The organism is Rhizobium sp. BK538 (assembly GCF_014197575.1).
Taxonomy (GTDB): domain Bacteria; phylum Pseudomonadota; class Alphaproteobacteria; order Rhizobiales; family Rhizobiaceae; genus Rhizobium.
In genome coordinates this window covers 57,558-70,694 of sequence record NZ_JACIFT010000013.1, presented here as the reverse complement: position 1 = coordinate 70,694, position 13,137 = coordinate 57,558, and the positions used below count along the sequence as shown (strand labels likewise).

Below are 13,137 nucleotides of genomic sequence, written 5' to 3'. Positions count from 1 at the left end.
CCATCCGACCCCTTTGGAGGAAAGCCGAGCGTGTCTCGCATCGCAATGCCGCCCACGACCAGATCGACCCGCAGGACCGGCAAACCAACGCTGCGTACCATCGCGGATATGGCGGGCCTTGCCGTAACCACGGTGTCGAGGGCGCTGTCGGACGACCCGGTGATCAATCACGAAACCCGCAAGCGTGTCCGCGAGATCGCGATTCAGGTCGGCTATTCCCCCGATCGCGCCGCCCAGCGCCTGAAGACCGGCCGCACAAATGTCATCGCCATCCTGCTTGAGCCGCACGAGGAAATCCTCGGCTATGGCACCTCGATCATGTCCGGCATCGCCAAGGCGCTGCAGGGCACCGCCTACCATCTGATCGTCATGCCCAACCTGCCGCACACAACCAACATCGAGGCGGTCAACTACATCATGCGCAACCACATGGCCGACGGCCTGGTCATGTCGCGCACCGAACCTTTCGACCCACGCGTGCGGTTGCTGATGGAGCACGATTTTCCGTTCGTCACCCATGGCCGCACCGAACTTTCGACCCCGCATCCTTATGTCGACTACGACAATTTCACGTTCGCCTACGAGGCAACCAAGCGGCTGATCGTCAAGGGGCGCCGCAAGCCGGCTCTGATCAGCGGCCCGATGCAGTTCAGCTTCGGCAGCCATATCCTGCATGGCTTCATGACCGCCGTTCGCGAAGCCGGCTGCGCCTATGAGGTCATCTCCGGGATCGACCTCGATCATCCGGCAGGCGCCATTCGCGACCGTATCGCCCGACGCCATCGGGAACCCGACCCACCCGATGCCTTCACCTGCGGCGGCGAAGTCTGCGCGCTCGCCACCGTCACCGGCATGAGCGACTGCGGTCTCACACTCGGCGTTGAATACGACATCGTCGCCAAGCAGACGTCCCAGCTCCTCTCCGCCATCCAACCGAAGGTGGAGACCATCTATGAAGACCTGACGGCCACCGGCGAGCAGATCGGCCGCATTCTGAAGAAACGGATCGGCGGCGAGACGGATATGGACCAGTTGCAGGTACTGCTGACGCCGCAGCCACCCCTTTCCGCAGAAGCTGGAAGCAGCTGACAGCTGCGTTCTTGAACTCCGACCAGAAGTGGCGCCGGTCAAACGCCAGCCCGCATCCCCACCCATCCGGCAGAGACCCAATTTGGCCCGGTCCTGGAGCGCGGGAATGAGAAAGCGAAAGGCACGCCAGTTGCCGCAAGCGAACGTGCGACTAGCGAACGTCGATCCAGCCATCTGCTCCCTCCCTTCTCCCACTTAAGCTCCCTCGGCAATCTTACCGCGGCATCCACCAGCCAGTGCGGCCGCCGATATGCATGTTGAGCGTCTTGGTTTCGGTGTAATCCTCCACCGCGTGACGGCCGAGTTCACGACCGAGCCCCGATTGCTTGTATCCTCCAAACGGCAGCTCGGAAGCCCCGTCCATGAAGGTGTTCATCCAGATCGTCCCGGCTCGCACCTTGCGCCCGACAGTCAGGCAGGTATCGAAGTCACGGCTCCAGACCCCTGCCGAAAGACCGTAGTCGATGGCGTTGGCGACCTGGATTGCCTCCGCCGTGGTTTCGAACGCGAGAACGGACAGGACAGGACCGAAGACCTCCTCGCGCGCAACCGCCATACCGGGCGTCACCGCCTCGAGGATGGTCGGCGCCATGTATTGGCCCATACCCAGGTCAAGTTTTTCGCCTCCATGCGCGACTTGCGCGCCGCTGCTGGTTGCGCCGGCCACGTAACCGGCAATCTTGTCCAGGTGCTGCGGCGTGATGATAGCACCAACTTGCGTGGTTGGATCGAGCGGATCGCCAACTTTGACGTCCTTCGAGAGGTCAGCAACGCGCCTGACGACATCGGAAGCGATGCTCTTGTGCAGGATGAGACGGGAGCCTGCATTGCAGCACTCACCGGCATTAAAATAAGCACCGAAAACGGCCGCATCGATGAACGCATCGAGATCCGCATCGGGGAATACGATCTGCGGGTTCTTGCCGCCCAGTTCCAGCGAGACCTTTTTGAGTGTCTGCGCGGCATTCGCCATGGTGAGTTTGCCGACACCGGTGGAGCCGGTGAAAGACACCATGTCGACCTCCGGATGGGACGTCAGGACTGCTCCGACCTCTGGTCCCGTACCGGTGACAATGTTGACAACGCCGTCCGGAACGCCCGCTTCCTGGAGGATTTCGCCAAGCACAAGCGTCGACCCCGAGGTCAACTCCGACGGCTTGACGACGGTCGTGCATCCGGCTGCTAGGGCAAAGGGAAGCTTCTGGCCGACGATCAGGAACGGAAAGTTCCAGGGAGTGATAATCGACACCACACCGATCGCTTCGCGCAAGACAACGCCAAGCGTGCCGTCTCCAAGCGTGTTGTAGCTCTCGCCGTGCAAATCGCGCGCAAGGGCCGCCGCGTAGCGCCAAATGTCAACCGAGCCCGCGATCTCGCCGCGCACCTGGGAGATCGGCTTGCCGGCCTCGATCGCGTCCAGGAAGGCGAGCTCTTCTGCACGAGCAGCGATTAAATCAGCCGCCTTGAGCAAAATGGCAGACCGCTCGGAAGCGGTCATTCGCGGCCACGGCCCATGATCGAAGGCCTTGCGAGCGGCGAGGATCGCGCGCTCGGCATCCGCTTTGCTGCCAGTCGGGAAACGGCTCACAACGACGCCATGGCTCGGCGCAACGCGCTCGATCGACTGGGCGGACCCCGCTTCCCACTTGCCATCGACCAGCATCTTGAAGTCGCGGATCTTGTGGTCGCTAAGCGCCTTTGGATTGACCAGAACCGTCATTACCATTCTCCCTTGAATTTGGCCGGGCGCTTTTCGCTGAAAGACGCGACGCCCTCCTTGAGATCGGCGGTCTTCGCGACCAGGATCGAACCCAGCGCTTCGACGGCAGTGCCGTTGTCCTCGCCATTTGCCGAAGCGATCATCAGCTTCACGATCTCCAGCGCGGCAGGCCCTCTCGACGCAACCCGTTGCGCATATTCCTTCGCGGCATTGACTGCGTTGCCGCTCGATGTGACCGCATCCACAACCCCGAGCACACGGGCTTCCTCGGCGGTGAATATCTCACCACCCAGCGCCATGCGGCGAACCACCTGCGCGCCGAAGCGCTTCACAAGGCGTTGCGTGCCGGACCAGCCGGGGACCATGCCAAGGCCCGTTTCGGGCAGCCCGATCTTGATGTGCTCTTCGGCGATACGAATGTCGGCGACACCGGCAAGCTCCAGCCCGCCACCGAGAGCGTGGCCATTTAGGGCCGCGATCAGCGGCACCCTGAGGGTCGCAAGTCTCTCGAACACTCGATGGCCGTGACGCACCCAGGCATGGCCGAACTCCTGCGGCTGCATACCGCCCCACGCCTTGATATCGCCACCAGCCGAGAAGCCCTTGCCCTCACCTGTCAGGATTGCCACTCGCACGTCGGCGTTAGCCTCGACATCGTCGGCGGCACCCGCGAGCGCCTTTAGCATGTCCAGATCGAGCGCGTTCAGCTTCTCCGGCCGCGATACCGTCATAATCGCGACGTGATCCTCGACCTGGATCCTGACCGTGCCGCTAGCCATTAAGGACACCCTCCAGAACGCCGGTGCTCTTCTTCGGCAAAGACAGGCCTATGTTTGCTTCGCCAAAGAGCTTCGCATCCATAACCTTGAGGTCCTTCGCTACGATCAGCGGGAATTCGGATTGATCGAGGATGTGGCTCTGCAGGTCGATGCCCGGTGCGATCTCCGTCAGAACGACGCCTTCTGGCATTAACTTCATCACGCACCGCTCGGTGACATAAGTGATGTCTTGGCCTTGCTCGATCGCCCGCTTACCAGAGAAGGTGACATGCTCGACTTCGTTGACGAGCTTCTTCAGCTTGCCTTCCTTCTCGATCACCAACTTGCCGTCGATGATGGCAAGCTTCGCCCCCGCGTTGAACATGCCGGAGAATACGATCTTCTTCGCCCGCGCTGTGATATCGACGAAGCCGCCGGCCCCCGCTGTCACGTGGGGACGGAACGAGAGCTTAGAGACGTTCACGGAACCATTCTTGTCGATCTCAAGGAAAGACAGCAGCGACGCATCGAAACCAGCGCCCTGAAAGTAGGTGAACTGATATGGCGACGGCATATAGGCATCGGCGTTCGATGCGCAGCCAAACGCGAAGTCCAGCAAAGGGACGCCGCCGACGGCTCCCTGCTCGATGACCCAGGTGACTGCGCCGTGCAGCCCCTCCTCAAGCAGGATGCGCGGCACGTTGGCAGAAATGCCGAAGCCCAGATTGACGCAGCTGCCCGCCTGCAGCTCCTGCGCAACGCGGCGCGCGATGACCTTCTGGATATTGAATTCCGGAACGCGAAAACTGTCCAGCGGCCGAAAGATTTCGCCTGATATGGCCGGATCGTAGAGCGTCTGTGTGGTTTGCTTCTGGTCCGGATCGACGATGACATAGTCGACCAACATGCCAGGTACACGCACGTCATGCGGCTTCAGCGAACCTTCCTTGGTAATCCGCTTGACCTGGGCGATGACGATGCCGCCATTGTTGCGGGCAGCAAGCGCCTGATCTAAGCCGCCGAGATAGGCGCCTTCGTGCTCATACGTAAGGTTGCCGCGCTCGTCCGCGGTTGTCGCACGGATGATGGCGACCTGCGGCACGATCGACGGGAAGAACAGCCAGTCCTCTCCTTCGAACAAGACACGCTTGACTACGGGCTCCTCTGCCCCAAGGTCGTTCATCGCGCAGCCCTGCCTCTTCGGGTCGACGAACGTGTCGATACCAACCTTTGTCAGAACGCCGGGGCGTTTGGCAGCAGCCTCCCGATGAATATCGAACATGATGCCCGAAGGAATATTGTAGGCCGGAATCTCATTGTTCGTGATCATCTGCCAGATCAGCGGTGGCTCCGCGCTGGATGGACCCGATGGATAGGAACCGCCGACGATCTTCTTCAACAGCCCCTTCTTGGCGATGTGGTCGACGCCCTTGATGCCGCTCATGTCACCTGCCGCGATCGGATGCAGCGTTGTGATATCCCGCGGATGACCGGTGGTGTCGAAGCGCTCGCCAATCGCCTTCAACATCAGGTCGGGGCAGCCAAGGCCGCTCGATGACGACACAGATACGACGGCTCCGTCGGGGATCAGTGCGGCAGCTTCGGCCGGGGTGATGTGCTTGCTCATTGGGATGACTCAAAGTCCTGTTTCGATTTTCACGGCAGACCCGCTTTTGGTCGCCTCGACAACGGCAAGACCTGTCGCGACCGACCAGATGCCATCCTCCGCCGTCGCAGAAGGACGGCCCTTGCCGGCCACCGCAGCGTGGAAGGCTTTCAGTGCGGTTTCGTAGAGATTGCTCGCGTTGGTCGGCAGTTGCTGCTCGCCATCCGCATTCCTCAGCGTCACCGTCCCATCCGGACGCTGCGTCATAACGTTGCGGCCGACGAGCGAACCTTCGGTGCCGTGCACCTCAAACCCGGTCTCTGCGTATTTGGTGGTGAAGGCATCGTGAAACTGCGCGAGGATACCGTCCTCGAAACGCATCACGCCCATGACGCCATCTTCGACGCCGGGCTTTCCCATGCCCGCCGCCTGCGAAAACGCGACCACCTCCACCGGATCACGCCCGAGAACAAACCGCAGCGTGTCGGTGTCATGGACCGTGATATCCAAAATGACGCCGGCACCGGCTTCGGGCTTATCGAGCCGCCAGCCCTGCAAGTGGACCGGCAGGTAGACGGCATGAAAGACGCGGGCGGCCAGTGGCTTGCCGATTTTTCCGGCGGCAATCGCGTCTCGCATGGCAATGTGAGTGGAGGCATTGCGAAGATGGTGATTGGTGGCGAGCACGACGCCGGCCTCCTTCGCCGCCTTCGCCATGGCGTGCGCATCTTGCAAGGACATCGCCAATGGCTTCTCGCAAAGAATATGCTTGCCGGCGCGGGCCGCAGCGATCGCCTGGTCACGATGAAGCTCGTTGGTCGTCGAAATGTAGACCGCATGGACATCCGGATCGTTCACAAGGGCATGGACATCTGCGACATGCCTCGGGATCCCGTTTTCCGTCGCATAGGACCGGCCGCGCTCCGCGCTCGAACTCATGACGGAGACGATATCGCCGCCGGTCTCACGGATAGCACTAATCACCCATTCGCGCGCGATGGTGCTCGCGCCAATCAGCCCCCAACGAACTGTCATGCCATCTTTCTCCCTGCCTTCTTCTGCGCGGCACCACAGCTCTCGCGAACAACAAGCCGGACAGCGGTCGTGATGCTTTCGGGCTCCGCTTTGCCGGCATTGATCTGCTTGAGGAGAAGCTGCGCTGCGCGTCTACCCATACTCTGAGGATCAACGGAAATGGTCGTGAGAGCCGGGACTGCCGTTTGCGCCTCGATCACGTCGTCGAAGCCGACGACAGCGAAGTCCCGACCGGGCTCCATGTGACGCGCGCGCAAGCCATCGCACACACCGAAGGCGACGGCATCATTGAAGCAAACCGCCGCCGTTGGCCGATCGGCCATCGCCATCGCCCGTCCGATCGCGTCGACACCGCCCGCCCTTGAGGGCGCTGACGAGACTACCAGCTCTTCATGAAAGCCGAGGCCCGCCGCCTTCATGCCGCCCGCATAGCCCGCCAGACGCTCTTCGAAGACCGCCGTATCGGGAAATCCGCCGAGAAACGCAATTCGCGCGTGCCCTAGGGATGCCAGGTGCTCGACCGCCGCTGAAGTCCCGCCCTGATTATCGGAAACAATTGACGAGACCTTCGCACCAGGCAGGCTGCGAACAACGACAACGACCGGAATATCGGCAGCAACGAGCGGCTTGAGATCGGCCGCTTCGGTAGCGCGCGCCGGAGAGACGATAAGGCCCGAGATTCCATGTTCTCTCATCGAGGCAACGACTTCCCGCTGCCGGTCGATGCTCTCGCTGGTATTGGAGAGGAACTGTACGAAGCCGGCGGACTGGACGACCATATCCACGCCAACCGCAAGTTCGGCAAAGAAGCTGTTGGTGAGGTCGTTCACGACAACACCGATGATCTTCGATTTCGCACTTGCTTGGCGCAGATTCGCTGCCCCACGGTTATAGACGTAGCCAAGCTCACGCATCGCTGCATTGACCTTGGATCGCGTCCCCTCATTCACGAGCGGCGACCCTTGCAGCACCAGAGACACCGTCGACTTGGAGACGCCGGCGGCCTTGGCGATGTCAATGACGGTCACCCGCCCCTTGGTCATGAAATTCCTCCCAGCGATCTCGCCAACTTGGACGCTACATAATTGGAACGTTCCAAATATGTCAAGCGCAATCTTCATCTGGCCACGACGGCGAAAATCGAGTCGAAAAGGCCATTATCATTTTGATTCTACTACATGTTCTATATTAGAAACAACCTCATTACGCTTGCCATCTACCGAAACTAAAGAATCAGAAAAACACTATTGCAATTTGGAACGATCCAAATTATTGCGTCGTTAGCTGTCGAGGAGGATCACAATGAGCTTGTCTTTAAATCTGCCGAACACCGACGGTTCCGCCAGCGAATACCGTCTTGTCGGGACGCCGATCGAGCGCCCGTCCGCACCGCCCAAGTTCAACCGGATTGCCTATGCGGCCGCTCACGTTGTGTCCGACCCGCGAAAGGACTTCGACCCCTGGGGTCGTCCGGCGATTGACTGGGACACAACAATCGCCTTTCGCCGGCACCTGTGGAGCCTCGGCTTCAAGATCGCCGAAGCGATGGATACCTCCCAGCGCGGCATGGGCCTTGATTGGGACGGCGCGCGGGAACTGATCCGGCGATCGTTGGAGGAGGCTCGCACCGTTCCGGGGGCTGACCTTGCATGCGGCGCCGGCACCGATCATCTCGCTGCATCCGATGCGCGATCGATCGACGATGTCATCAAGGCGTATGAGACGCAGATCGAATTCGTGGAAAAGAATGGCGGTCGCGCCATCATGATGGCCAGCCGCGCCCTCGCCCGCGTGGCGTCCTCTCCTGACGACTACACCAAGGTTTATGGCAGAATTCTCTCCCAGGCCAAAGACAAGGTCGTCTTACACTGGCTCGGAGACATGTTCGATCCGAACTTAGCAGGCTACTGGGGCAGCGCGCAGTTTGAACCGGCGCTCGAGTGCGTTCTCAGGATCATCAATGAGAACAAGGAAAAGGTCGAGGGGATCAAGATTTCGCTGCTCGATAACGCCAAGGAAATACAACTGCGCAATCGGCTTCCGGAAGGCATCCTTTGCTTCACCGGCGACGACTTCAACTATGCGGAACTGATCGAAGGCGATGGCCGCCGCTATAGCCATGCCCTGCTCGGCATCTTCGATGCCGTTGCACCATCAGCGTCGAAGGCATTGGCCTCACTTGCAACAGGTGATGCCGCTACCTTCCGCTCGGTGATCGAGCCGACCGTTCCGCTCTCCCGCAAGATCTTCGAGGCGCCGACGCAGTACTATAAGGCCGGCGTCGTCTTCCTCGCCTGGTTGAACGGCCACCAGAGCCATTTCAGCCTTCCTGCTGGATTGCAATCGGCGCGCGGCATCAATCACTATGCCGATATTTTCCGGCTTGCCGACAAGGCAAACGTCCTCGACAAGCCAAAGCTTGCCACCACACGCATGAGGCATTTTATGGGCGTATTCGGCATTGAATGAACCGCCGAGGAAGGCGAGCACGTTTTGACCTGCGGCTCATGTCGCCTCGGGGCAAGTCTTCTCCGAGGCGGCTCAAGCATCCATCGAAGCAGCTCAACTGCCTGTGAGCGCGTCGTTGTGCCTAGTAGCTGCAGGGCCGGTGATTGAAACAAACTGAAAAATTAGTGCGTCCTGGTGGCCCGTCAGGTAGAACGGAACCGGGCTGGCTGAAGTATAAGCAGCGCTATAGCCTCATTTGCTGGATATTGTCGTCTTCACAGTCGGCCTCGCTCCACCACGAATGAACGCAAGCGTGTAATGGGTCGCTGCGGCAAGCAGACCGACGATCGCTCCGTAGTTCAAGAAGAAACCCAGTGTGGACTCGTTGAAGTCCCACATATCAAGGCTGTAGGTCAGCACCAGCTTCGATCCGAATGTCATCTCAGCCCAGCTTTTGATCCCCCAGAGTGAAACCGCCGTAGCCGCAAGGCGGAGCGACCTTGTGCAGACCGGGTTGGCATCCCTGATACCAAACACCGCGCGACAGGTGTTCATGATTACGCCCCATCGTGTCCCAAGGTGGACAGAGACAATGAACAACAGCCAGTATGCCGCGAACATATGCACCTCACGCATGGCGAAGGCTCCATCAAGCGCCAGGAAGGTGAACAAGTCACGGGAGATCAGCACGCTTGTAACCATCATGATCGTCATCACCAGCTTGAGAACCGCGATCGTGATGATGTTGAGCCACCGCACGCCATCGTACTTCCCTCTAGCGACGCGCCCGTACCAGAGCCGGTTGAAGACGTTATGGCCGATCACGAGCGTGAATAGCACCGTGCCGAATACCTCGTGCGCGAAGTTCTCCAGCCACCAGTAGGCCAGGCACGCGATAATCAGCGACAACGCAACAAAATCGAGGAGCAGGCGGAAACGCAACATCAGATTCATTCGAACTCGAATCTGCGGATGTCATTGAAGGTGTACAGGAAGTCCCTGTCAGACCTGGAGCTATGGCATCGCTGGCAGCGCGCCGTGTTCTCGGCCATGTTAATGGTCCCGTCGGGCTTGAACCATTGGAACTGCCAATCGCCAGTTCTGCGCTCTTCGCCGTAGTCGTTACCCCAGCCGGAACGCTTCTCCATGACGAAATAGCGGTAGATGTCCCCGTCGCGGTAGTCGACCAGCACGAAATGAGTGCCGTCGGGTATGGCCTGTCCGTTCTTCACGGCTTCGATTGCCTCCCGTGTTGTCATGATGTGTTCGGTGACTTCGCCCCGGGTCACGGTCGTATAGTGCACGAGACTGTCGATGTCCGGCATCGTCGCTCGATTTGGTTCGGCATCGACCTGCCAGCCGGCAAGAACGATGGCACCCACCACCGAGGCGAGAAGCGGAAGACGAAGGATGAATTTGCGCACGAGTGAGGAGCCCTTGCTGGTTAGAGCGACGGTTAATCGGCCGCGAAGACTTCTTTTGCGACGGCAACCGCCGAGACTGCGTTCGGCCAGCCGGCATAGAACGCAAGATGGGTGATCGCCTCGGTCAACTCCTGTTCGGTGACGCCGTTCGTGCGTGCGATCGCAAGGTGGGACCTAAGCTGATCCGGGCGGTTCATCGCTACCAGCGCCGCGACGGTTATGAGGCTGCGGTCCCGCTTCGAAAGTTCAGGCCGTTCCCATATGTCGCCGTACAGGACGTTGTCCGTTAGTTCCGCCAGCTTGGGCGCGGTCGCACCCATCAGTTGTTGTGCTCTTGTCGGCATGGTCCTGTCCTCTTTTTCGCTTGGGGATTGGGCGCAAACCACGCCCGGGAGTGCCGTCACGACAATGGCTAACGTCAGGCACGCGTTGACGAGTAGATGCCTCATGTTGGGTCTCCGGGATTGAGATGTCGGGTCGCGGTCAAGCGGCAACGTTCAGTCGAGCTTCTTTTCCTTGAGGAATGCCCACACCTGGTCGGCGATTTCGACGTTGTTCAGATCGGAAAACATGAAGTGCGTGTTCCCGCGGATGCCGATTTCGGGGAGATGGACGAGCTTGGCGTCTCCCCCGAGCTTGTTGACGGCAGCGACCCAGAGTTTGGCCATCGCGAGTCGGACCCGCCAGTTGTCCCGACCGCGCTCCGTTGTGGGCTCTGTCGGGAAGTTGTCCCCGTAGTAGATGATGATCGGCAAGCGGGTCAGCTTCTCGAAGTCCGCGATAGACACCGTCTCTGGCGACAACGTGCCCGCTGCACTTGGCATCGGCGCAGGCACCTCGCCCTCCGGGAATATGAAACCGCTGCCTGGCTCGAAAGCGACGATACCTTTGACGTTTTGGGTCTTGATCGCCGTCAGCCAGCCGGGTCCGCCGCCTTGCGAATGCGTGACGAGGATGCCGGGTCCGATCTTGTCGAAGAGTGCCGCCATTGCATCCGAAATCACTCCTGCGTCGTAGGGCCCGGTATTCGGCGTGACGAATCGGAAGAATTGGTCGAGAGCCGCCGGGTTCCGGTCGAACTGAACGCCCTCGAAGAAGTTCGGCCATTTGCCCAGCCGGAACTGATCGAAATAGAGCTGGTCGTAAGGCGTCGGCTCGATGGTCGTCGCGACGGTGCTGTTGCCAGCCCGACCACGCCGGGGCTGATCGACGAGATATACGGGAAAGCCGCGGCGCAGGAATATGTTTTGAAAGCCCTCGCGGCCGTCCGGCGTCGTCTCCCAGCTTCGCGCTGATTGGTAGGCACCGTGCAGCATGACGATCGGCATCGGCCTCGCGTTCTCCGGTATCTGGTAGAAAGCGTAGAGGTGATCCCCGTGCAGGCTCTGGCCTTCCGCGGTCGGCGCGTTGTTGTTGTAGGTTCCGGGCATAGCCGCGACCTTGCCGCCCACCGCAAAGCTGCCCTGTCTGTGTATGATAAGAGGACCAGCCTGATCCGCTGTCTGGCTCAATGCTCCGGTGATGCCGACTTGCAACGACAGCAGCAGAAGTAGAGCGAGCTTAGTAAGACGTGTTTTCACGATATCCATCCCCATGGCGCTATATGGGAAGGGTACGCCAGCAACCATGGGCTGATTAGGTGGCGAAAATCGCATGAAGCCATTAGCAAGGCTTATTAATCAAAAATCGTTTATCGGAATGTGATCTGAAACTCGCGATTTTCGAGGCGGATGTCATGCATGAACGCTTGAAAGTACTTCGTCTGCAGCTCTCAAGCCGCTTTGAAACGCTCCATGCGCCGTAGAAAAGTCCCTCGGATCGGTGGCCTCGCCTGCGAAGAAAATCCGTCCATCGAATGAACGGGCTAACTGGCGACGAGCATCGCTCTGACCAGGGAGCGCGTGGCTGTAGGCACCGCCGACCGATGGAGTGGATGTCCAGTTCGAACACACAAGCGGGCGAAGGTTATTCCTTACTTCAAAACCAAAGAGATGCGCGAGTTCGCCGATCGCACCAGCAAACGCAATGTCTGGCCCAGCATCCACCGCCTCCTTGGCAGAGGCTCCGCCGAGGAAGCATTCGATAACAGGCCAGCCGAAAGGTCGGATGTAGTAGGCTCCGGTCCTTGCGTCTCGCGGATCACCTAGCACGAGCGTTTTTGCCTCGAATGGGCTGCTGCCTGAGACTTCGAGAAACAGTTTTTCGTTGTAGCCGAGCGGAAGGGACGCCGCAGCGTTCCGCCACGGATCGAGGCCCGAGGGCCACCTGATGGTGTCGCCCGCGAGAATGTTTGTCGAACAAGTCACCACGACCCGTTCCGCATTGATGGTCCCGAATGCCGTTGTCAAACCGACTTTGCGATCGGCAACCGAAACCGCCTCCACGGGTGTCGCGAGAAAGAGTTCGGCCTTAGCGGGAATAGCAGAACTGACCAGAGTGCCATACCCTTCGCGGATCCGGTAGTCGATGTGGCTGGACGCTTCATCGTAGGAGAGGTAGTCGCGGACGGAAATACGTTCCAACCCGTCGCCGCTCGTGAAGCCGCTCAGAGCCTCAATATAGCCGGTCCATTCGCCGTCTTCCAAAGCGTCTGAAGCAGAGTCACTTTCGGGCGAGCGCTCGGAAATGCGTTGGTACCAAGCCGCGTAGGCACCCCGCGCGGCCTGTTGCTCAGGTGGAGAAAAGCCGAGGTTGCGAAACTGAGTTCCCCAAGCGGGAGGGCTCCGATCAACAGATAGTCCTGCCTCCACCGCGATCTCGGTCCACGGGTTTCGATCCGCCGAATGGAGCCATCCGCATCCCAGATCAAGCCGTAGCCCTGCGGCCAAACTTGTGTAAGCCCGTCCTCCGCTTCGAGGCAGAGCCTCCAGGATAGTGACCGACAGACCAGCCCCTGAAAGTCTTCGAGCGGCTGCGATTCCTGCCGCTCCGGCACCCAAAATAATCACGTCGGCGTCTTGAACCATGCTCTATCCTTCCGCGTCAGCGGCGCAGCATCAGGGTACCGCCTCAATTCAATGAAGGCATTCTAGAACACCAGGCATTCGTTTAGGTATC

At 59.8% G+C, this 13,137-nt stretch carries 12 protein-coding genes; 2 read left to right on the top strand and 10 right to left on the bottom strand.

The window, feature by feature from the left end; translation table 11 throughout:
• Positions 1-45: 45 nt before the first annotated feature.
• On the top strand, positions 46-1,089 hold the full coding sequence (locus FHX09_RS17410) for a LacI family transcriptional regulator (protein ID WP_037081647.1): 1,044 nt from the start codon (positions 46-48) through the stop codon (positions 1,087-1,089).
• 214 nt (positions 1,090-1,303) lie between these two features.
• On the opposite strand, the gene FHX09_RS17405 is transcribed toward FHX09_RS17410, so the two are convergent.
• Genes FHX09_RS17405 through FHX09_RS17385 form a run of 5 tightly spaced genes read right to left on the bottom strand, consistent with a single transcriptional unit; the run spans position 1,304 to position 7,251 of the window.
• Positions 1,304-2,815 (bottom strand): aldehyde dehydrogenase family protein, encoded by a 1,512-nt coding sequence (locus FHX09_RS17405; protein ID WP_183721597.1) that lies wholly within the window; start codon positions 2,813-2,815, stop codon positions 1,304-1,306.
• Complete coding sequence (locus FHX09_RS17400) at positions 2,809-3,588, bottom strand: enoyl-CoA hydratase/isomerase family protein (RefSeq protein WP_184450459.1); 780 nt, start codon at positions 3,586-3,588, stop codon at positions 2,809-2,811. Before FHX09_RS17400 ends, FHX09_RS17405 begins: the two co-directional genes overlap by 7 nt.
• Positions 3,581-5,194 (bottom strand): acyl CoA:acetate/3-ketoacid CoA transferase, encoded by a 1,614-nt coding sequence (locus tag FHX09_RS17395; RefSeq protein WP_184450457.1) that lies wholly within the window; start codon positions 5,192-5,194, stop codon positions 3,581-3,583. The genes FHX09_RS17400 and FHX09_RS17395 overlap by 8 nt, the downstream gene beginning before the upstream one ends.
• 9 nt (positions 5,195-5,203) lie before the next feature.
• On the bottom strand, positions 5,204-6,208 hold the full coding sequence (locus tag FHX09_RS17390) for a Gfo/Idh/MocA family oxidoreductase (protein ID WP_184450455.1): 1,005 nt from the start codon (positions 6,206-6,208) through the stop codon (positions 5,204-5,206).
• Complete coding sequence (locus FHX09_RS17385; protein WP_132592795.1) at positions 6,205-7,251, bottom strand: LacI family DNA-binding transcriptional regulator; 1,047 nt, start codon at positions 7,249-7,251, stop codon at positions 6,205-6,207. The genes FHX09_RS17390 and FHX09_RS17385 overlap by 4 nt, the downstream gene beginning before the upstream one ends.
• Before the next feature lie 259 nt (positions 7,252-7,510).
• On the opposite strand from FHX09_RS17385, the gene FHX09_RS17380 reads away from it, so the two are divergent.
• Positions 7,511-8,677 (top strand): dihydrodipicolinate synthase family protein, encoded by a 1,167-nt coding sequence (locus FHX09_RS17380; RefSeq protein ID WP_132592793.1) that lies wholly within the window; start codon positions 7,511-7,513, stop codon positions 8,675-8,677.
• Positions 8,678-8,908: 231 nt separating this feature from the next.
• Here the strand turns inward: FHX09_RS17380 and FHX09_RS17375 are convergent, their stop codons facing one another.
• The 5 genes from FHX09_RS17375 to FHX09_RS17355 all read right to left on the bottom strand — a co-directional run bounded on the left by FHX09_RS17375 (position 8,909) and on the right by FHX09_RS17355 (position 13,046).
• Complete coding sequence (locus tag FHX09_RS17375; protein WP_132592791.1) at positions 8,909-9,610, bottom strand: DUF4405 domain-containing protein; 702 nt, start codon at positions 9,608-9,610, stop codon at positions 8,909-8,911.
• Positions 9,607-10,080, bottom strand: coding sequence for a cytochrome P460 family protein (locus tag FHX09_RS17370; protein ID WP_007788481.1), 474 nt, complete (start codon positions 10,078-10,080; stop codon positions 9,607-9,609). Before FHX09_RS17370 ends, FHX09_RS17375 begins: the two co-directional genes overlap by 4 nt.
• Before the next feature lie 32 nt (positions 10,081-10,112).
• Positions 10,113-10,529 carry a carboxymuconolactone decarboxylase family protein gene (locus FHX09_RS17365; protein WP_132592787.1) on the bottom strand — a complete coding sequence of 139 codons (417 nt, stop codon included), beginning with the start codon at positions 10,527-10,529 and terminating at the stop codon, positions 10,113-10,115.
• A gap of 48 nt (positions 10,530-10,577) precedes the next feature.
• Positions 10,578-11,660 carry an alpha/beta fold hydrolase gene (locus tag FHX09_RS17360; protein ID WP_348649177.1) on the bottom strand — a complete coding sequence of 361 codons (1,083 nt, stop codon included), beginning with the start codon at positions 11,658-11,660 and terminating at the stop codon, positions 10,578-10,580.
• A gap of 153 nt (positions 11,661-11,813) precedes the next feature.
• Positions 11,814-13,046 carry an NAD(P)/FAD-dependent oxidoreductase gene (locus tag FHX09_RS17355; RefSeq protein ID WP_184450452.1) on the bottom strand — a complete coding sequence of 411 codons (1,233 nt, stop codon included), beginning with the start codon at positions 13,044-13,046 and terminating at the stop codon, positions 11,814-11,816.
• Between the last annotated feature and the right edge of the window lie 91 nt (positions 13,047-13,137).